The 21,198-nt window shown below is 44.5% G+C and carries 14 protein-coding genes and 2 rRNA genes (1 of these 16 cut by a window edge); 14 read left to right on the forward strand and 2 right to left on the reverse strand.

All coding sequences use genetic code 11. From position 1 onward, the window contains the following. The 4 genes from MLD56_RS11980 to MLD56_RS11995 all read left to right on the forward strand — a co-directional run. Positions 1 to 2,400: ribosomal RNA gene (locus MLD56_RS11980) — 23S ribosomal RNA — on the forward strand (it extends 548 nt beyond the left edge of the window). Positions 2,401 to 2,552: 152 nt separating this feature from the next. Further along, positions 2,553 to 2,669, forward strand: a 5S ribosomal RNA gene (gene rrf / locus MLD56_RS11985). A 278-nt stretch (positions 2,670 to 2,947) separates the two neighbouring features. After that, positions 2,948 to 3,799 carry an alpha/beta fold hydrolase gene (locus MLD56_RS11990; RefSeq protein ID WP_029518502.1) on the forward strand — a complete coding sequence of 284 codons (852 nt, stop codon included), beginning with the start codon at positions 2,948 to 2,950 and terminating at the stop codon, positions 3,797 to 3,799. A gap of 272 nt (positions 3,800 to 4,071) precedes the next feature. Then, positions 4,072 to 4,794 carry a YjjG family noncanonical pyrimidine nucleotidase gene (locus MLD56_RS11995; protein WP_029518501.1) on the forward strand — a complete coding sequence of 241 codons (723 nt, stop codon included), beginning with the start codon at positions 4,072 to 4,074 and terminating at the stop codon, positions 4,792 to 4,794. Between the two features lie 297 nt (positions 4,795 to 5,091). On the opposite strand, the gene MLD56_RS12000 is transcribed toward MLD56_RS11995, so the two are convergent. Both MLD56_RS12000 and MLD56_RS12005 read right to left on the reverse strand, forming a co-directional pair. After that, the gene (locus tag MLD56_RS12000; RefSeq protein ID WP_029518500.1) at positions 5,092 to 7,368 is read right to left on the reverse strand and encodes an alpha-galactosidase; all 2,277 of its coding nucleotides are present in this window, start codon (positions 7,366 to 7,368) and stop codon (positions 5,092 to 5,094) included. 84 nt (positions 7,369 to 7,452) lie between these two features. Continuing rightward, positions 7,453 to 8,439 (reverse strand): LacI family DNA-binding transcriptional regulator, encoded by a 987-nt coding sequence (locus tag MLD56_RS12005; RefSeq protein WP_029518499.1) that lies wholly within the window; start codon positions 8,437 to 8,439, stop codon positions 7,453 to 7,455. Positions 8,440 to 8,616: 177 nt separating this feature from the next. On the opposite strand from MLD56_RS12005, the gene MLD56_RS12010 reads away from it, so the two are divergent. The 10 genes from MLD56_RS12010 (at position 8,617) to MLD56_RS12055 (ending at position 21,179) form a co-directional block, all read left to right on the forward strand. Then, positions 8,617 to 10,425: a cache domain-containing sensor histidine kinase gene (locus MLD56_RS12010; RefSeq protein WP_029518498.1), complete on the forward strand. Its 1,809-nt coding sequence runs from the start codon at positions 8,617 to 8,619 to the stop codon at positions 10,423 to 10,425. Further along, a complete protein-coding gene (locus tag MLD56_RS12015; protein ID WP_029518497.1) occupies positions 10,418 to 11,524 on the forward strand; it encodes a response regulator transcription factor in 1,107 nt (368 codons plus the stop codon). The genes MLD56_RS12010 and MLD56_RS12015 overlap by 8 nt, the downstream gene beginning before the upstream one ends. A 199-nt stretch (positions 11,525 to 11,723) precedes the next feature. Beyond that, entirely contained in the window at positions 11,724 to 13,025 is a 1,302-nt protein-coding gene (locus tag MLD56_RS12020) for an ABC transporter substrate-binding protein (RefSeq protein ID WP_029518496.1), read from the forward strand. Positions 13,026 to 13,104: 79 nt separating this feature from the next. Further along, positions 13,105 to 13,983, forward strand: a complete 879-nt coding sequence (locus MLD56_RS12025; protein ID WP_029518495.1) for a carbohydrate ABC transporter permease — start codon at positions 13,105 to 13,107, stop codon at positions 13,981 to 13,983. A 28-nt stretch (positions 13,984 to 14,011) separates the two neighbouring features. Then, complete coding sequence (locus tag MLD56_RS12030) at positions 14,012 to 14,854, forward strand: carbohydrate ABC transporter permease (RefSeq protein WP_029518494.1); 843 nt, start codon at positions 14,012 to 14,014, stop codon at positions 14,852 to 14,854. Positions 14,855 to 15,345: 491 nt separating this feature from the next. Further along, positions 15,346 to 16,047: a response regulator transcription factor gene (locus MLD56_RS12035; protein WP_029518493.1), complete on the forward strand. Its 702-nt coding sequence runs from the start codon at positions 15,346 to 15,348 to the stop codon at positions 16,045 to 16,047. Continuing rightward, positions 16,044 to 17,030 (forward strand): sensor histidine kinase, encoded by a 987-nt coding sequence (locus tag MLD56_RS12040; protein WP_029518492.1) that lies wholly within the window; start codon positions 16,044 to 16,046, stop codon positions 17,028 to 17,030. Before MLD56_RS12035 ends, MLD56_RS12040 begins: the two co-directional genes overlap by 4 nt. 100 nt (positions 17,031 to 17,130) lie before the next feature. Further along, complete coding sequence (locus MLD56_RS12045; RefSeq protein ID WP_029518491.1) at positions 17,131 to 17,910, forward strand: ABC transporter ATP-binding protein; 780 nt, start codon at positions 17,131 to 17,133, stop codon at positions 17,908 to 17,910. After that, positions 17,876 to 19,888, forward strand: a complete 2,013-nt coding sequence (locus MLD56_RS12050; protein ID WP_029518490.1) for an ABC transporter permease — start codon at positions 17,876 to 17,878, stop codon at positions 19,886 to 19,888. Before MLD56_RS12045 ends, MLD56_RS12050 begins: the two co-directional genes overlap by 35 nt. A 181-nt stretch (positions 19,889 to 20,069) precedes the next feature. After that, positions 20,070 to 21,179 carry a TolC family protein gene (locus tag MLD56_RS12055; RefSeq protein WP_029518489.1) on the forward strand — a complete coding sequence of 370 codons (1,110 nt, stop codon included), beginning with the start codon at positions 20,070 to 20,072 and terminating at the stop codon, positions 21,177 to 21,179. Positions 21,180 to 21,198: the final 19 nt, after the last annotated feature.

The following is a 21,198-nucleotide window of genomic DNA, read 5'->3' on the forward strand; positions in this document are numbered from 1 at the left end:
AATAGATCCTGAAACCGTGTGCTTACAAGAAGTCAGAGCCCTATGATATTTTCCTTTGGAAAAATCACGGGTGATGGCGTGCCTTTTGTAGAATGAACCGGCGAGTTACGTTCCCGTGCAAGGTTAAGGTGAAGAGCTGAAGCCGCAGCGAAAGCGAGTCTGAATAGGGCGAATGAGTACGTGGACGTAGACCCGAAACCGGGTGATCTACCCCTGTCCAGGGTGAAGGTGCGGTAACACGCACTGGAGGCCCGAACCCACGCATGTTGAAAAATGCGGGGATGAGGTGGGGGTAGCGGAGAAATTCCAATCGAACCCGGAGATAGCTGGTTCTCCCCGAAATAGCTTTAGGGCTAGCCTCGGAAAGAAGAATCGTGGAGGTAGAGCACTGATTGGGTGCGGGGCCCGCAAGGGTTACCAAGCTCAGTCAAACTCCGAATGCCATAGATTTAGTTCCGGGAGTCAGACAGTGAGTGCTAAGATCCATTGTCGAAAGGGAAACAGCCCAGATCATCAGCTAAGGTCCCCAAGTGTGTGTTAAGTGGGAAAGGATGTGGAGTTGCACAGACAACCAGGATGTTGGCTTAGAAGCAGCCACCATTGAAAGAGTGCGTAATAGCTCACTGGTCGAGTGACTCTGCGCCGAAAATGTAACGGGGCTAAACACACCACCGAAGCTATGGCTTGATGCTTGCATCAGGGGTAGGGGAGCGTTGAATGCGGGTTGAAGGTGTACCGTAAGGAGCGCTGGACTGCATTCAAGTGAGAATGCCGGTATGAGTAACGAAAAGATCTGTGAGAATCAGATCCGCCGAAAGCCTAAGGGTTCCTGAGGAAGGTTCGTCCGCTCAGGGTAAGTCGGGACCTAAGGCGAGGCCGATAGGCGTAGTCGAAGGACAACAGGTCGAAATTCCTGTACCACCGTAATCCGTTATGAGCGATGGGGTGACGCAGTAGGGTAGTGACGCGGACGGATGGATGTCCGTCTAAGCAGTGAGGCTGGTGTGTAGGCAAATCCGCACATCGTTAAGGCTGGGCTGTGATGGGGAGCGAAAATTGTAGTAGCGAAGGTCATGATCTCAGACTGCCAAGAAAAGCCTCTAGCCAGGAGAAGGTGCCCGTACCGCAAACCGACACAGGTAGGCGAGAAGAGAATTCTAAGGCGCGCGGAAGAACTCTCGTTAAGGAACTCGGCAAAATGACCCCGTAACTTCGGGAGAAGGGGTGCCTCGGTAGGGTGAATAGCCCGAGGGGGCCGCAGTGAAAAGGCCCAAGCGACTGTTTAGCAAAAACACAGGTCTGTGCGAAGCCGCAAGGCGAAGTATACGGGCTGACGCCTGCCCGGTGCTGGAAGGTTAAGGGGAGTGGTAAGCTCGCAAGAGCGAAGCTATGAACCGAAGCCCCAGTAAACGGCGGCCGTAACTATAACGGTCCTAAGGTAGCGAAATTCCTTGTCAGGTAAATTCTGACCCGCACGAATGGCGTAACGACTTGGGCGCTGTCTCAACGAGAGATCCGGTGAAATTTTAATACCTGTGAAGATGCAGGTTACCCGCGACAAGACGGAAAGACCCCATGGAGCTTTACTGCAGCTTGATATTGAATTTGGGTACGATCTGTACAGGATAGGTGGGAGCCGTCGAACTTTGAGCGCCAGCTTGAAGGGAGGCATCCTTGGGATACCACCCTGATCGTATCTAGGTTCTAACTTGGTACCGTAAACCGGTGCGAGGACAGTGTCAGGTGGGCAGTTTGACTGGGGCGGTCGCCTCCTAAAGAGTAACGGAGGCGCCCCAAGGTTCCCTCAGAATGGTTGGAAATCATTCGAAGAGTGCAAAGGCAGAAGGGAGCTTGACTGCGAGACCTACAAGTCGAGCAGGGACGAAAGTCGGGCTTAGTGATCCGGTGGTACCGCATGGAAGGGCCATCGCTCAACGGATAAAAGCTACCCTGGGGATAACAGGCTTATCTCCCCCAAGAGTCCACATCGACGGGGAGGTTTGGCACCTCGATGTCGGCTCATCGCATCCTGGGGCTGAAGTAGGTCCCAAGGGTTGGGCTGTTCGCCCATTAAAGCGGTACGCGAGCTGGGTTCAGAACGTCGTGAGACAGTTCGGTCCCTATCTGTCGTGGGCGTAGGAAATTTGAGAGGAGCTGTCCTTAGTACGAGAGGACCGGGATGGACGTACCGCTGGTGTACCAGTTGTTCCGCCAGGAGCACCGCTGGGTAGCTATGTACGGAAGGGATAAGCGCTGAAAGCATCTAAGCGTGAAGCCCCCCTCAAGATGAGATTTCCCAATTAGTAAGACCCCTTGAAGACGACGAGGTAGATAGGTTGGGGGTGGAAGTGCAGTAATGCATGGAGCTGACCAATACTAATCGGTCGAGGGCTTATCCTAAGAATAAAACGCAAATGAGTTTCGGATCCAGTTTTCAGGGTGTAACCTTGAACGTATGTACAAGAGACATACGACAAGCGCATGGCTATTCATTCACACGATAAGTGATGAAGCGAATAGCCGTACGATAGAATTTGCACAGCAAATTCATGTTTGGTGGCGATAGCGGAGGGGTTCCACACGTACCCATCCCGAACACGACCGTTAAGCCCTCCAGCGCCGATGGTACTTGGACCGCAGGGTCCTGGGAGAGTAGGACGTCGCCAAGCACGATAAAAGTATGACCTCTATATAAAAAACCGCGATAATCGCGGTTTTTTTGTTTCCAAAAAGATGTGTTTGTCAAAAATCCTGTATGAATGCCATAAGTCAAGACAAGTAAGACAAAAGTAAACCCGTTTTGTTTTTGAAAAAAACATGTTAAACTTTTCTCATAAAAATAAATGTACTTTCTGAGGTGAGTTGAAGTGTTGGAACGTTCTATGGAGAATACAAGGGAATTACACAAAGGAAAGGGAGTGATTTGAAAAAGAGAAGGTGATTATAAATGAGCACTTATCAAACAGTTTTTAGTGATGGATTTGAGCTGAAATATGCTATAAGAGGTAACGGAAGGCCGATATTGGTGATCGGCAGTAGTGTATATTATCCTCGTTTATTTTCAGACCATTTATATAAAAAGTTTCAGTTTATTTTTCTGGATCATCGAGGGTTTGCAAAACCGAATCGAGCTTTAAAACCAGAAGACTATACTTTGGATAAAGTTATTAATGATATAGAAACAGCAAGACAATGCCTTCATCTAAATGAATTTATCATATTAGGACATTCCGGGCATGCCTTTATGGCTTTGGAATATGCTAAACAATACCCGGATTATGTTCAAAAAGTGGTGCTATTAAATTCAGCACCTACGAACAGCCAAGAAAGACAGCGGCAAAGCTCTTCATTCTTTTATGAAACGGCCAGCCCAGAAAGAAAGGAACGTTTTGAAAAGGACATTGTTTTATTAGAGGAAGATATCAAAAGAGACCCAGATAGAAGATTTGTTCACATGTGTATACGAATGGGAGCCCAAACCTTTTATGATTATGCTTACGATGCGGCTTATATGTGGAAGGATGTATACACGAATATGCCTATCATTGATTATTTATGGGGAGAAGCTTTCGGTAACATGAATTTAATACAATCCTTGGCGGATATCCACAAACCTGTATATATTGGTTTGGGAAGGTATGATTTTTTGGTTGCGCCAGTTTCTTTATGGGATAGGGTCGATGACACCTACGAGAACGTGAAAAAAGTGATTTTTGAATATAGTGGGCATAACCCAATGTTTGAAGAACCTCATTGTTTTGATCAAACATTAGCTAAATGGATTAATGAAGATCACTAGGATTTTTGCTAAATCATCTCTTAGATGCTCAGAAGCCCGTAAAATGAGAATCACCTTCATTTTACGGGCATTCTTATTGAGCGTTATTTACCTTTTGCACCGGTGACAAAATACTATGACTTTGTTATTAGTGACTTGACGGTTTAACTAGGTTCTGTATAATAACCGAAAGGTAATAATGTATTGTTAGTTTTTCGTTGTGCTACTATCAGAAACAATCTAAGACTCATGGAACTGAACAATAGTCGTAAAGCAATGATATGGAGGTCGTTATGAAATACGAAATTATTTTATTTGATGTCGATGACACGCTGTTTGATTTTAAAAAGGCAGAGAGTTATGCGCTACATAATACGTTTACCCAATTTGGCTTGCCACAAGGGGCCACGGAGTATAAAGCTAGTTATGATGAAATCAACAGTGTATTGTGGCGAGAGGCAGAGGAAGGACATATTACCTCAGCGCAACTGCGTGCGGAGCGGTTTAAGCGATTATTTACTTTTCATGATCTAGACTTTAATCCAGATGCTTTTAGTGCTGCATATTTACGTTATTTGGGTGAAGGTGCTTTTTTAATGGACGGAGCGGTTGAATTATGTGATATGCTGTCTGATTGTCGCTTGGCGATCATTACGAATGGAATCAAAGAGGTGCAAACCTCCAGAATTCAGCTTTCACCGCTGCATGATGTATTTGAACAGATAATTATTTCAGAGGAAGTGGGTTGCCAAAAGCCACAAGCTGGTATTTTCGATTACGCATTTACTAAGCTAGCCATTTCAGATAAGAGTAAGGTTCTCATGGTCGGTGATTCTTTGACCTCCGATATTCAAGGAGGCAACAAATACGGAATTGATACCTGTTGGTTCAACCCTGCTGGGAAAACAAACGCGTCTGGCATTCAACCTACTTATGAAATAAAAAGCCTGATGGAGTTATCGAATCGTGTGCTTTCAAAGCGTCCCATCCTGAATCGTACATCGGCGGAAATCTAGATGAATGAGAAATTGGAAATCAGGATGAATAATGTCGAAATCAGAAGACGGAAGTTAAAGACACCGAAAAGTTGAATGAATTGTTTAGAGTTGTGATTACAGACACGTTCACTTAAGAAGGCATTGGTCATATGCTGGAAGATATAGAGGACGAAATTGAGACTAAGCGAGCGTATTTGGTAAGTGACATGGAGAGTCACGGTTAGCAACACGGGCACCAAAGTGATTAAACAAGGCAGGCCGGAAAATCGGTCTGCCTTGTTTTGATTTTTTTATCGTCACTGGCCAGATTCACAATTAGCAGGAAATAGCTTTAAGGCGGAAAGTAGAGCTGGTGAAGTCTCCAGAGAGATCCGAGACAACAAGCCCAATTTTCATTAGGCGGTCGCCTCCAAAAATTTCGCCATCAAATGCTACGCGGAAGGGGGAACCGCCATCTTCCACTAAGGTATTACCCGTATGGACTGCAGTGCTGCCTGTCGCCCCGTGTTCGATTATATACTTTTTATCTGGGTCAAGTCCTTTTAGAGTTAGTCGCCGGATGGGCCCATTTGGTTCAGCTAGTACGCGGAAGTAAGCGACAAACGCTTCGGATTGGTCCTCGCTAACGAACATCCAGGCCGTGTCGCCTCGGCCTTCAAACGGACTAAGAAGTCGATACATATCTCCCTGCTGTACAAGGGAACGGATTTCTTTATACTGGGCAATTTGTTTGGCCGCGAGTTCTTTTTCTTCATTCGTAAATGCAGTAAGGTCGAGTTCGTAGCCAAAATTCCCGCTCATTGCCACGTCGCCGCGTATGGCGAGGGAGGTGTTTCGTCCCACCTGGTGGTTCGGCACGTTCGATACATGTGCGCCCATGGTACTGGCCGGGTACACGATACTTGTTCCATACTGGATAGCCAATCTTTCAATGGCATCGGTATCATCACTGGTCCATGTCTGCGGCATATAGTAGAGCATTCCGGGATCAAATCGCCCACCGCCTCCAGAACAGCTTTCGAACAAGATGTCCGGGAACTGGGAGGTCAGACGTTCCAACAGATCGTAAAGTCCGAGCATATAACGGTGCGCAGTTTCCTTTTGTCGTTCGCTAGGGGCTGTAGCCGAAGCAATCTCCGTCATGTTACGGTTCATGTCCCACTTGACATAAGTGATTGGAGCGATCGAAAATACGGAGCTAAGCGTCTCGTACAAGTAGTCGCATACTTCCTTGCGGGAGAGATCGAGCACCAGTTGGGATCGGCCTTCCGTCCGCCGCCGACCTTCCGCATGCAGGCACCAGTCGGGATGGTTGCGGTACAGTTCACTATCAGGTGATACCATTTCCGGCTCAACCCACAAACCAAACTGTAATCCTTGTTCATTAACCCGTTTGGCCAGGTCAGTAAGACCGCCGGGCAACTTGTGGCGGTCTTCGAACCAGTCCCCAAGCGAACTGTTGTCGTTGTCTCGCTTACCAAACCAACCGTCATCAAGAACAAACAGCTCAATTCCAAGAGGCCCCGCTTCTTTGGCAATCGCCTCGATTTTATCGGCGTCGAAGTCGAAATAGGTGGCTTCCCAATTGTTCACGAGAATCGGACGTTCTTTGTCACGGTAAGCCCCTCGGCACAGACGTGTGCGATAGAGTCGGTGATAGGTGCGTGACATGCCCCCAAGACCTTCTTCGGAAAAGACCAATACGGCTTCAGGAGTCTGGAATGACTGACCCGGCTCAAGCCGCCAGGAGAAGTCAAAGGGATTGATTCCGATACTTACACGAGTCTGATTGAACTGCTCTACTTCCGCCTGTGCGACGAAGTTGCTGCTGTAGATTAGACTGAAACCGTACACATCCCCTCGATCTTCAGTCACATCAGGCCGAAGCAGTGCCAGAAAGGGATTCATTTGGTGACTGCTGGAGCCCCGTCTACTCTCGAGCCGAATGGAGCCAGGTCCGAGGTCGCGGCGTTGGATATGTCTTTCCCGAACCCAGGCTCCAGGTAAGTAGAGGGCTTGGTAGTTGGAATCGGCGAAGTCGACAGAGGCGCTCATGGCGTGTTCAATATTCATGGTAGCGCTTCCCTTTTGTTCAAAAAGAGTAGATCTAGCAATGGCACTGTGGTCCGCAAATACAGTATAGAGCAGTGTAGTCTTAAGCCCCGAGTATTGATCCTCAAGGATCATATAGAGGGTTGTGGCTTCATCATCCGATTCGGCATAGACGGAAGGAAGTCCCTCGAGCTTGGGTTTACCTGGTTCAATACGGTAACCACTATATTTTAGCTCAGTAGTTCGAGTACCGTCCGCAAGTGCAACCTGGTAAGCCGGTTGACGAAAGTCGCTTGTTCCATACTGGGGGTATTCCTGAGGAAGCGTGTCCAAAGAAATTATACGACTGGAAGAAACGGGAGTGGGAGAGAAGGAGCAACGCTCCCTAAGTTCCAATATACTTGCGAGACTTTGGTCATGATGAAGTTGAGCTCCCCAATAGACATGTGCGGGATATCCTTCTACTAGCTGGATAATATAGCTGCAATCCTTGGACTGCAAATGAAACAAACCAAGCGCTTCGTTAACATGAATGTTCATGATATTCACTCCTCAGGGGTTATCATATTGATTGTTTTACGAAAGGATATTAATCAATGACAATAAGACTCTCAAGTACTAATTTTAGCCTTTTTTGCATGAGCTTTCTCGAATGACAAGCTTAGTCCCGATCACGCTATACGCAGGTGGTTCACGCCCCTCAAACCGTTCAGAGAGCAGTTGCACAGCAGCCTTTCCCATCTGTTCGGGATATGCACGGATAGTGGTTAGCGGAGGCTGCACGAAGGCTGCCATCTCAATGTCGTCGAAGCCAACAACAGCCATATCCTCTGGTACCTTGACTCCAAGTCCATGAAGGGCGCGGAGGGCACCAATAGCGAGCGGATCGCTTGCGACGAAGCAGGCTGTCGGTCGTTCCTGTTGGGCTAGGAGTTCGTTCATCATGAGATAACCATCCGCGGTACTCCAGGAACCTATACGGACGAATTGAGGATTGTACAACCCTTGTTCCCGCATGAATCGTTCAAAATAATGCGCCCTTCGCTCACCGTCGCTCTTACCGCCGATAAATCCGATTTGTCGATGGCCAAGCTCAAGTAGATGTCCGAGTGCCTGATCAACAGCTTGTCTGAAATGAAGTCGTACAGAATCATACTCCAACTGTTCATGGTACTGGTCGACAAGGACAATGGTGTTCTTGTCAGGATGAAGCTTGAATACCTCTTCAGGATCAACGCCGCCCACAACAATCAGACCATCCGCCTTCTGTAAGGTGCCGATGGACGAGCGGCCTCGCAAGGTCTGTCCCAACGTCAGGCCAAGCTCTTCACAGCGCAGTTCGATTCCACGGCGGATCGAGGCGTAATAAGGATCGTCTCTTTCCTCCTCAATAGAACACCACAGCAGGAGGGAGACCATTTTCCCGGCCCGTTCCGTATTCTGCTTTAATTGCCTCAGCCGGGTAGGCTTATACCCGAGTTGCTCGGCAACCAAAAAAATTCTGTTTTTGGTGTCTGAGCTTACGGACAGTGACAGATCGTTATTTAAAACCCTTGAAACGGTTGCGGCAGACACACCCGCTTCGCGGGCAATGTCTTTAATGGTTGCCAAAAGAGCTCACACCTTTTTAGTTAATAATTTTACTAAAAATCGACTTTATCCTAACACATCTCTAAAGTACTTTCAAGATGGACGGTTGAATTTTTTAAACTTTATTTTTGATCTACTACTGTAGAGATTGTTTGTGTTAACATGATGGATATTCTCTTGATGACGGAGGGGTTCTAGGTGAATATTCTGTCACTAGCTCGTAAGTGGTTTGGTCGACTTCGCTTTAAAAGCAAGGTTATAGCGGTATTTCTTCCGCTAATTATTGTTTCTCTGCTTATTCTTGGACTATTGTCCAACCAACTTTTCAGCCGTTCTTTGATAGACCAAACTACCAGCAATGTGGTCGATGAGTCTCAGCTTATCTTGTCTAGGACCGATTACATATTCAGGAGTGTGGAGACGGCGGCCAATATTATGGTCACGAATATTAACCGGATGTATGATTCATACGGTGCCAAACCTGATACTGCCATGGAGCCTATTCAGTTTGGAAACTTGATGCAGAGCCGCCTATCCATTGATTTGTCAATCTTTCGTGAGGTGGATGCCGCTGTCTTCATTGATAACGAAGGGAAGATTTTCGCCTCTTATACCGAAAGCGGGGATGATCGCAAGATCTATAGCATGCTTAAGCGGGTAAGGGAATCTGAAAGTTATGGACAGGCCCTCTGGTTTGATATGGAGAAGAGGGATTTCCTAACACCAGATCCGAGCTCTCCCGTTTTGACGCTGGGGAAGACGGTCATTAATATAGACACCGGCGAACCATATGGAACGCTTTTTCTGTTAGTGAAGGAAGAAGGTTTGTCCGATTACTTTCGTTCCAGCGATCCAGATGCACCCAAATCTTATTATTTTTTAGATAACGAAATGCGCGTGGCTGTGGCAGAAGACAATGAGATGCTGATGAATCCGGTGAATCCACAGCTGGGTGAGGCCATCCAACGTTGTGCCCCTAATGCATCCCATGGAACGTGCTCATTCGAGTATGAGGGCAACCTGATAACGGTCACTGATTATAACCGAATGGAATGGAAGTTGGTCAATATTGTTTCTCTTAGCCTGCTTACAGCTGATGTCCGGCAAAATGTTAGATTGTCGCTATTAATCGGTGTGTTATGCCTTGTTTTTTCCTGGCTGGGTGCTAGCTTTCTGTCCAGAATGGTCGTTAGTCCTCTCGAACAATTGACTAAGGCCATGCGAAAAGTAGTAACTGGTGATTTGCAACCTGTTGCGACAGTCCGTACTGAAGATGAAATCGGTACCATTGCGGAAGCGTTTAACTTTATGGTAAGACGGGTTCGGGAACTGCTGGATGAGGTAAGGCAGGAACAGAACCGTAAGCGTGAATATGAGCTTGCACTGATAAGCGCCCAAATTAAACCGCATTTTCTGTACAACACTTTGGATACCATTTATGCACTCAATGAGTTAGATCGTAATGAGGAGGCTAGAGATACTACAAAAGCGCTGGCAGATTTTTATCGAATGGTGCTGAACAAGGGACGGGAACTAATCACTTTAGAAAAGGAAGCTCAGATTACTGATGATTACCTGACGATTCTGCAAATCCGTTATCCCGATGTGTTTCGCTATGAAGTGGATATTCCTCCCGAGTTTGAAGGTACACCGATCCCGAAGCTCTCGCTTCAGCCGCTTGTCGAGAATTCGATTTACCATGGCCTTAAGAAGAAAGGAACAAAAGGTTTTATCCGCATTTTTGCCTTTAGACAGGGCGATAAGGTGGTCGTTAGAGTGGAGGACAACGGCGTGGGGATGAACGAAATACAGGTTCAGACCATTATGTCCAGACATTTGCCGGAAGAAGGAATACGATCAATCGGCACCTACAGCGTTCAGCAGCGGCTGAGCCTGTATTTTGGCGAGGAGTATGGGATATCCGTGCAAAGTGTGCTCACGAAGGGAACAACTGTTGACCTGTCGCTGCCGATGCTGCCAAAGGGGAGTGAACACCAAAATGTATAAAGTGATGATTGTCGATGATGAACCGCTGTTCCGAGACTTTCTGCGTATGAAGATAGATTGGGAAATTCATGGTTTTCGGGTTTGCTGCGAAGCAAGGAACGGACAGGAAGCACTTCAGGAAGCCGAGCGGCATCAGCCACATCTCGCCCTCGTAGATATCAATATGCCCTTCATTGACGGAATTGAATTAGCCAAGAGATTGAAAGTCAAGTTCGAACGCATCGTTATTGTATTCATATCTGGACATAACGAATTTGAATACCTACAGAAGGCGGTTCGAACCGGAGTACAGGATTATTTGTTGAAGCCGTTCAATGCAGAAGAAATGCTCTCGATGTTGGAACGCATTAAGCCGAAGCTACCGGTGCTTCCACAGGAGAGCGAAAGTGCAGAGTTAAGGGGACAGGGCGGCGAAGTGTTGCATAGCAGAGCAGGTATGCCTGATTTGGGCCATCTACGCGATGCGGTTGTGCTTGACCTCCGAATGAAAGACAGTGAAACGCTAGAGGAGGTCCGTAAGGCAATCCGTCAGCTTAGTAAATATAAATGGGGAGACGAATACGCAGATGCGATGCTTATGGGAATCGTATCTTTAGCCCTTTCCTTTGCCAGTGAACGAGGCATTCCTTATGACCGGCTATGGGAAAATGGAGGAGACAATTCTCCTTACGAACGGCTGCGAGAGTTAGATTCCTGGGAGGCTGCTGAAGGTTGGATGCTCGCTCTATACCGCAAGCTGATCCAACTGATGGAGAATATGCGTCCTACGAAGGCTTCCAATTTATTTGTGGCGGCGATCAACTATATTGAGGAACATTATGCAGACTCAGAGCTGTCTGCTGAGCAGGTTTCGTGCGGAGTATTCGTCGATCCCAGCTACCTGCGCCGCGTATTTCGCAAGGAGTCTGGCTTTTCCATAGTGGATCATATTACACACATCCGAATGAAGAAGGCTAAGGAGCTTTTGCTGAAAGGAAATCGGAAGCTGTCAGAAATCGCTGAAAGTGTAGGATACAGTGACCCCAATTATTTTGGCAAATGCTTCAAGAAACGCTTTGGCATGACACCCACTGAATATGAGCAACTCAAAAAAAGGTAGCGCCTGTCCTGCGAGGCAGGACAACTTCGATTTAAGCCTGGCGGTTTTCCTATATACGGAGAACCGCTGCTCTATTTGTCCCGTTTTTTACTGGTTATGCCCGTTTTATTCCTTAATCAAGAATAGAAGCGGCAGTATACTGTAGTCATGCAAATGAAAGCGCAAACATAAAACACACTGCATGAGGGGGATTAAGCAAATGAAAAAAACTTACAAAAGTTGGAGTGCAGCTTTGCTAGTGCTCACTATGTCGATTGGATTGATTGCTTGTGGGGAAGATAACTCGACCTCTTCCAAGAGCGAGGCAGGGGACGGTACGATCAAATTAAAGGTGTATGCACAACATTTTGATGACGATACCATAAAGCCGTTCGATTATGCGGTGGAAGAGCTTAAAAAGAAGATGCCAAACGTAGAAATTGAACTGGATCCTGCCGTACAGGACGGAGGACAGAAGCTTAAAACCTATGCGGCAACGGGCAATATGCCGGATGTCTATTTAGCGGATTGGGCTGTCCTGCAAACTTTCGCAAAATCGAAAAATGTTGAGGTGCTGGACAGCTATGACACAACGGCCGAATTCAAGAAGAATCTTAACCCGGGTGTTGAATCGCGTTTGATAGCTCCAGACAACCATGTGTATGCTTATCCCGAAACCGGCATTGAATTCCAAATGATCTATTACAACAAGTCGATTTTCGAGAAGGTAGGAATTAAAACACCGCTTAAGACGATTGACCAGATGGCCGATGCAGCGAAAAAGTTGAAAGCTGCTGGTTACGTACCTATGTCAATTTTTGCCAAAGAAAAATGGATCACGACCGCTTTCTATAATGGGCTGGTTACAAGGGAGCAGCCGCGTGGGTTCGGAGCACTTGATGAGAAGGGTGTAAAAGCATTGCCGGAAGCATTCGTAACAGCGGCACAGCAGATGAAGCAACTGCAAACAGCCGGATTATTCGATGCAAACGCGACGAACACCAATTATGATCAGGCTTCGTCCCTGTTTTATCAGGGCAAAGCTGCCATGTTCGTGAATGGACAATGGGAAATTTACAGCTCACAGGAAAAGCTGGGCGACCAGGTCGACTGGATGTACTGGCCTGCAAAGGATGAAGCAACCTACGAGAAATCCAAATATTTCATTGACGGCTCAGGTTCTCCACAGGGCTACGCAGTATCATCGAGTAGCAAAAATAAGGAAACAGCCGTAAAGGTAGCGGCATTCCTTGCCACAAAGTCAGCCGAATACAGATACACTCAACTTGGAAGCCCAATTGTTTCGCAGAAAGTGGATAAGCCAATCGCCTCCAATGTTCCAGCAATGATGCAGCGAGTTGTCAAAGAGTTGCTGCCAAATGCGCAGGAATATGCTCAACTTCTGAGTAGTACAAAAATTCAGAACACTATTAATGACAATACTCAGAATTTGATGGTAGACAACTTTTCTGAAAACGATTTTGTGAACAATCTGAATAGCACATTGGATAAAGAAAACTGAGAATTCAGGAACTCGGCTGCCCTTGGCGGCATAAGTCGCTAGGGGATGCTGTTCCGAAGATAAGGGGTGGAAGCAAGACATGAATAAATATTTGGGGAACAAACCGGCACTCGCACTGTTTCTCCTCCCTGCTTTGATACTGTATAGCGTGATTTTGATATATCCCGTTCTGCAAACCGTTCTTCGCAGCTTTTATGATTGGGATGGCCTGAGTACGCTGACCTTTTCGGGACTGAGTAATTATCGGGAACTGTTCTCCGATCCTCTACTTGCTACTTCGCTTAAGAACGGATTAATATTTGCCATTGTTCTGGCGGTCTTTCAGATCGGGCTGGGAACACTATTAGCGCTAATCTGTGCTGACCCGCGCACACGCGGGCGAAAAATACTGAAAACGTCTTATTTTATCCCAGTTGTCCTATCGGTAACCGTGGTGTGCCAGCTGTGGATCGCAATCTATGACCCAACTAACGGATTGATCAACCGACTGTTTGATCTCTTGAACATCCCGTACCAGCAAAATTGGCTGAGCTCCCCGACAGCATCGATTATTGCCATTGCCTTCGTTAATGCCTGGCAGTTTATGGGTTATCAATTTGCGTTGTTATATGCGGGAGTTAAGTCAATACCCGAAGACTACTTTGAAGCCGCCACGATTGACGGTTGCAGCAAATGGAGAGCGCACTGGCATGTCACGCTTCCACTGATGAGGGAAACGTACAAATTCTGCTTCATCATTGCGATTACATCTGGAATAGGGGCCTTTGTGCAGATGCTGATTATGACAAACGGAGGGCCCGGCACTACAAACTATACATTGACATTCATGATTTACCGCTATGCTTTTATGGAAAGCAATTATGGGTATGCGTGTGCTGTATCCGTGCTGCTTGTACTAATCTCACTACTGGCAACTGTAGTTATCAATAAGCTGTTCGACCGCGGACAAACCGCCTGATAAGGCGTGTATTGAAAAGGAGAACGAAATGAGTAAAACTGCTTTGAGCAAGTTCAGACAAGCTGTTCTGCAGATACCGCTGTGGTTGTATTTTATTGTTTCGGTCTATCCGTTGTTCTGGATGGTTTCCTACTCGTTCAAGAACAACGATGAGATCTTTGTCTCTAACCCATTTGGACTGCCAACGCATTTTCGTTACGAAAATTACATCAATGCGTGGACGCAATTTAATATTCCCCGTTACTTTCTGAACAGTCTGGTCGTATCAACGATTTCGACTTTGTTCATTCTTTTGCTGGCTCTGATGTTTGCCTTCGCAGTGGCTCGTATGAGATGGAGGTTTCGTTCAGCTGTCCGGACTTATATGATCATAGGAATGTTTATGCCACTGCAGGTTATCATGATACCGCTGGCGATTCTGGTTCGCGATTTTCATCTTACGAATACGTACGGAGCTCTTATTCTTCCTTATATCGCAATTGGGCTTCCTTTCTCGTCAATGATTTTCTATGGATTCCTAACAGCAATTCCTAAGGAGATTGAAGAGGCGGCATGCATGGATGGAGCTAATATTTATAGACTGTTCCTGAAAATCATTATGCCACTTGCATTGCCTGCAATTGCGACGGTAGCCATTTTTCAATTCTTGAACAACTGGAATGAGTTCACTTTGGCCTATATTCTAATTTCTGATGAAAATATGAAAACATTGCCTCTAGGCTTACTTTTCTTCCAGGGTTCCTACAGTACGGATTGGGGAGCCATGGGAGCTGTTATGACTATGGCCTCCTTACCGATGGTACTTGTCTACCTGTTCTTGAGTGAACAAGTGGAGCGGGCGATGACGGTAGGTTCTGCTGTAAAAGGGTAGAAAGGATAAAATGCCCGGCTAGAGAATCAGAAAAAGATTCTCTAGCCGGACATTTTTGATATGTACATACGTTAATTCAATCCGACGATGGTTTGTGGCTAATCAGAAACCTTACAGTAAAATAAAGGTTTTTGTAAGTTTAAACTGTTGTTCGTTATGTAGAAGCTGTTATGCTGGTAAACAGCTAGGCAAGGAAAGAAGTGAAGCAGACTTTGAAAGATCCAAAGCAAAGTTTCCATGAAACATTAAAAAATCGTAAAAGAACTATTATAACAGTCACAGTTATCGTTATTATAATTATATTGTTAATCACTCTGGTGCTCGGCACCATGTATATAATTCGGGATTCAATATACACCACCATGAAAAACTCCTAATCATCTACAACCAAAGGGGGTTAGATTGTTGTTATTGCTTGAACGATCAAATAAAGGCATTATATAGAGAAATCAGTTGTTAAAAATTCAAGCACTAAGAAGGTAGAAAACACGATGCAGAAGATACTAATAGTAGAGGATGACCCTCAAATCAGCTCCTTGCTCCAATCCTATCTTGAGAAATATGGTTATCAAGGAATTATTGTTTCAAATTTTGATCAAGTTCTGGCTATCTTTCAAGAGGTAAAGCCTGATTTGGTACTACTTGATGTGAATCTACCTCGTTTTGATGGATTTTATTGGTGCAGGCAAATACGGACTCAGTCTACATGCCCCATCCTTTTTGTGTCTGCACGTGATGATAAAATGGATCAGGTCATTGCTTTGCAAAACGGAGCAGATGATTACATTACGAAACCATTTTATCCCGAAGTACTACTGGCCAAAGTAGAAAGTAATTTACGGCGTGCCTATGGTTCCTATGCCGTTGCTCCACCATCACGATCCTTAACGGTGTCAGGCTTGACTTTGTATCCCGAAATTATGGAACTTGTATACCATGACAAGCAGGTAGAGATGAGCCATAAAGAAGCGGCCCTACTGGAGCTATTGATGACATATCCTAAGCAGGTTGTAGGGAGAGTTCATATCTTAGAGGCTTTATGGGATGATGACCAATATGTAGGGGAGAACACACTGAATGTTTATGTCACTCGTGTCCGCAAAAAACTGAGCGAGCTGGGACTAGGGGATATCATAGAGACGGTTCGAGGGGCTGGCTATCGGCTTCACTTGACTGAGGAGGAAGAACGGTGAAGCTTTTTTGGCGCGACCATTTTTCGCTGGTCATTTTTAATATCATCCAACTTTTTCTTGTGTTAAGTATCTATTGGATGGATGGTTACCGTAACTGGTCGACGGCCCTATATTCCGTCTTTTTTGGGTCCATCCTATTGGGGGTCTATTTGCTGTTCCGGTTCGTTATGTATTCTGGTTTATATCGCATATTATCCACTACAAACATTAAAGATTTAGATGAGCTTATTCAGATGAAGGTACTTAATCCGTTAGCCGCTTCTTTACAACATTTGCTTTTGCAATATTATCGATTGTATCAGTCCCGAATTCATCAGTTAGAGCACCAGCAGCGCGATCATATTACGTTTATCAATCAGTGGGTTCATCAGATGAAAACTCCTCTTTCTGTTATTCATTTAATCCTCAAAGGTAGAATAGACCCCGAATCGGATCAGATTCACGATGAGATTGATCGAATGGGCAAAGGACTGGACATGATTTTGTATATGTCACGATTGGAATCCTTTGAACCTGACTTTCATGTGGAGCCTGTTGTATTACGTAAACTGGTTAGTGATGTGATTTATGATAACAAAAGATTATTGATCCGCAACGAAATTTATCCTTCCAATGAAGTGGACGAGCAGTTGAGTGTGATTACTGATGCCAAATGGCTAAGATTTATCATTAATCAATTGGTGACTAATGCGATAAAGTACTCTTCAGGTCATGCTCACAGTCTGAAATTAATATCTGACGTGAGGGATCATGTGATTGTGTTGAAAGTACAGGATGAGGGGATTGGTATCCCAAAAAAAGATATAGAGCGGGTATTTGAGGCTTATTACACAGGTGAAAACGGACGGAAGTATAGTGAATCTACCGGGATGGGGCTCTATTTAGTGGCAGAAGTCTGCAAAAGGCTGAATCACGACATTCAATTGAAATCGACGGTTGGTAAAGGGACGACGGTTCAAATCCTGTTTTCCATTGGCAAATGAGAAACCTTACAACACATTTAAGGTTTTTGTAATGTTAATCGGTCGCTTCACTTATCTGGATGGATTATGATCATAGCATAGGAAAAGAAAGGAATGAACGATGGAGATTGTACGAATGGATCAAGTTACCAAAATATACTATGGCAAGGTTCCCTACCGAGCTCTTAACAATATCCATTTAACGATCAAACAAGGCGAGTTTGTTGGTATTATGGGGCCGTCTGGTAGTGGGAAGACTACATTATTAAATATGATTTCGACCATTGATATGCCGACTTCTGGCGAGGTTAGCATTAAAGGAGAAAATCCACATCTGCTCAAGAAGGATAAGCTGGCTTTATTTCGCCGCAAAGAACTGGGCCTTGTATTTCAAGATTATAATTTGCTGGAAACCCTCACTTTGGGAGAAAACATACTGTTTCCTCTGATGCTCAATAAAAAAGGGTTAAAGGAAATGGAGCACAAACTGGAAGAGGTAGCGAAAAAACTGGATATTACAGATGTTTTGGACAAACGGCCTTATGAGGTATCGGGGGGACAAAAACAACGTGCAGCCATAGGCAGGGCTATGATTCATTCTCCTTCGCTCCTGCTTGCAGATGAACCAACCGGAAATCTCGATTCCAAGTCTTCGCGTGTTGTAATGGAAATGCTGAGCCTTGTCCACCGTGTAGACTATTCTACAATTGTGCTGGTAACACACGGCGCCTTGGAAGCCAGCTATTGCGACCGGGTAATTTTTATTAAAGATGGTGAGTTATATAATGAAATCCGTCGTAGTCATAGTCAGCAAATATTTTTTCAGGAAATCATAGATATGCTCTCCTTTTTGGGGGGAAGTAGACATGCACATGAGCTTTCGTCTGTTAGCATGGAATAATCTCAAACGCAATGCGCGTGCTTACGTTCCTTATTATTTAAGCAGCTCCTTGATGATTACGATTTTTTTCGTATATGCGGTATTTATTTTTCACCCGGATGTCTCGAATGTAATCACAGCAGCTAATGTAAAAAAGGGATTACAGGTTGCGGATCTATTGATTTTTGTATTTTCCTTTTTTTTCGTATTATACACAAATAATATCTTTGTTGCTGCACGTAAGAAAGAATTTGGTATACTCACCATTTTAGGAGCAAGTCATAGGCAAATTTATTTTTTGGTAGCTTTTGAAAATCTAATTATAGGCTTTTTATCATTGGTGACCGGGATGATCGGAGGATTTGTTTCAGCGAAGTTTTTCCTGCTTATGGGTTCCAATGTCATAGGAATGTATTTAAGATTTTATTTTCCCTGGAAAGCACTTGCCTTTACAGGAATTGGATTTATGTTTTTGTTTATATTGATCTCACTTGTGTCTGTTTTCTTTATCCGACGTTTTAAACTACAGCAGCTTTTTAGCAAGGCTCCTCAGCTCAACAAAGAGCCTAAAGCTTCATGGAGTCTGTCCATTCTTGCCGTAGTATTAATCGGAGCGGCTGTATATTTAATGAAGCTTGATTTTTCACCCTACATTTATCTGGCACCTTATCGTTTAGGGACCCTTTCCTTTTATATATTGCACTATTCGGTTGGAGACACCTTTAAATATACAATTATAATGGGATCTCTGGGTATTTACTTATTTTATACTCAATCATGTGTACTATTCATTCAATTGCTTAGAGCTAACAGGAAATGGTCTTGGAGCGGATCGCGTTTGTTATGGTTATCTGAGATCACATATAAAATGAGGAATAATGCCGGGCTTTTTTCATTGATTACCCTCATTTCTATCATTTCCTGTGTAGGAGCCGCATCAACTTTTGACTCCATGCAACAGCAAAAAAGATTTCTTAGGGAGCAATCTTATTCATTTGCATTTACTTCTGATGTTGTAAGTTCTAACGAGCTTGAAAAAGAGATTGACCAAAATCTGTATACGGCTGGGGTGGATTATGGAAAAGGTGAAGTATTAGTCTTCCCTTTTCGGGAACAGATTGCGCCAGTGATGAAACAATCCAACTATGAAGCACTTGCTTCCAAGTTTAAGAAGCTAAAACAGGTACCTACGCTTCGGGAGAATCAAGGTTTTTTCATTATCGATCCAAACGAGATGCCTCTCGAAGAAAAGAAAACCCTTTTTGAAAAAAAGCTAACTTACAAGCAAGGGAAATCTCATATGATGAATCTTGAGATTATGGATACTAAGACGATAGATCATAACCTGAAGTTTGATGGAAATATCGTCTCTGAACTAGGAAGGCTACTTGTTGTTACTGATCGAACTTACGACTATTTAATTGAACATCGGTATTTCAATGATCCGTTGGCATTTAAATCTACTTATTATTTTGTGCCAAAATGGAAGAATGGCCAGCTTTCCTTAGAAACTTCTGAAACTCAACAAGAGGTATGGTTGTATTCTGTGTTGGCCAATAGGGTGAATAAAGGGGTGCTTAACTCTAGGGCCGTAGACTATTTGACATCGGAGATGGATCTGGTTATTAGTGAATTTATTGGCGGATTTATCGCCATTATTATGTTGGCAAGTACAGTAAGCCTGCTGTATTTCAGACTATATGTAGATCTTCAGCGAGATGAAGAAATATACCGAGCTTTATCGAAAATTGGACTAAACTCAAGGGAAATGAGACAATCGGCTTCCAGACAAATTGCATTCCTGTTTCTTCTGCCATTAGTCGTATCGTCTATGGGAATGGTGCTTTGTTTAGTGATGTCAGAACCATCTGTAATATATGGAGTACCCGTTCATCTTACGCTGATTCAGATTATGCTGTGCTTCTGGGCCATCCAATTTCTTTCCTTTCTTATTGTACGTTCTCTGTATCTTCGTCAATTAGATTTAAAGATACTATAAGGAGCGGTACGTTGTGTGTAAAAAGTTGCAGAAGGGCAGGACGGTGTTCCTCCTTTCTGGAATGTGCACCGAATAGAAGGTAAGGTCTCAAGTGGGATACAGAAGAAAACACATAATTCATATAACAACTTATTTAAGAACCGACCTTAGTCGTTACCATATTTTTAAAGTGGGGATATCTATGAAAAAACGTATGTTCATTTTATTGCTGCTCGCCTTGTCGGCCAGTTCTTTATCAGAGTCCTTTGTTCAAGCAGAGGAGGCGCAGCAGCAGGTTACCAAAGCAAGTGTGAAATTAACACTGAGTCAAGCCCAGCAGTGGGCACAATCCAATAGTTTTAGCTTGAAGGAAGCCCAGCAGACGATAGATCGCAACCGGATTATGCTAAAAAATGCAGGCAAGAATCTGGACTTCATTCCGGCAGGTCAAGGCAACGGTGAAGAAGATGCGGCTAGTAGTTCAGCATGGAAGGGGTATGCTTCATCGACAGTTTCTTATTTGGAATCCAAAAAGCAAATCGAACTTGCCCAAGATCAGACAGATTACACTGCAATGAAGAATTATTATGACGTACTTCTGGCTGATAACAAAGTAAAGAGTAGTGAGGATGCACTTTCGCTTGCGCTATTGGAGGAAAAAGCTGCTGAAGCGAAGGCCAACCGTGGAAAAATTTCTCCAGGTGATCGAAGTACGATTATTCAGACTCGTATAGAGGCTCAAAAGAATGTAGACATTGCTAAAGCTGCACTGCAAAAAGCGCAGGATTCGCTTAATACACAAATGGGACAGTCACAAGGAAATTTATATGAACTGGTGGACAGACCCGTTTACCGGAAAATGGATAACACGAATCTGGATACGCTAGTGTCGCGTGCCATCTCAGCGAGTCCTTCGGTATGGAGACAGGAGGAGGCAGTCAAGCTAGCAAAAATGGAAATTAAATATTACACGTGGAACTCGGGAACGGATGACTATGAAATTAAACAGATAGATGTAGATTCAGCACAAGGTGGACTGGAAAATACCAAGGATCAACTGGCAGAAACACTGAAAAGTATGTACTTTAATTTACAGCAAAATGAAGAACAATACGAACAAATGCGAAGTAATCTACAGAACCTTAGTAAAGTGTTGGACATTTCTCGCAAAAGAAAGGCACGTGGATTTGCAACAGGTACGGAGGTCGCCACGAATCAGTTGAAAGTAAAGCAAATCGAACGGAATATGGATGAACTCATTGTTCAAATGACGCTGCTGCAACATGCTTTAAACAAGCCGTGGAGTGTATAGGATTTAGCAAAAATACAAT

Origin of the sequence: Paenibacillus peoriae (assembly GCF_022531965.1) — a bacterium.
GTDB lineage: Bacteria > Bacillota > Bacilli > Paenibacillales > Paenibacillaceae > Paenibacillus > Paenibacillus polymyxa_D.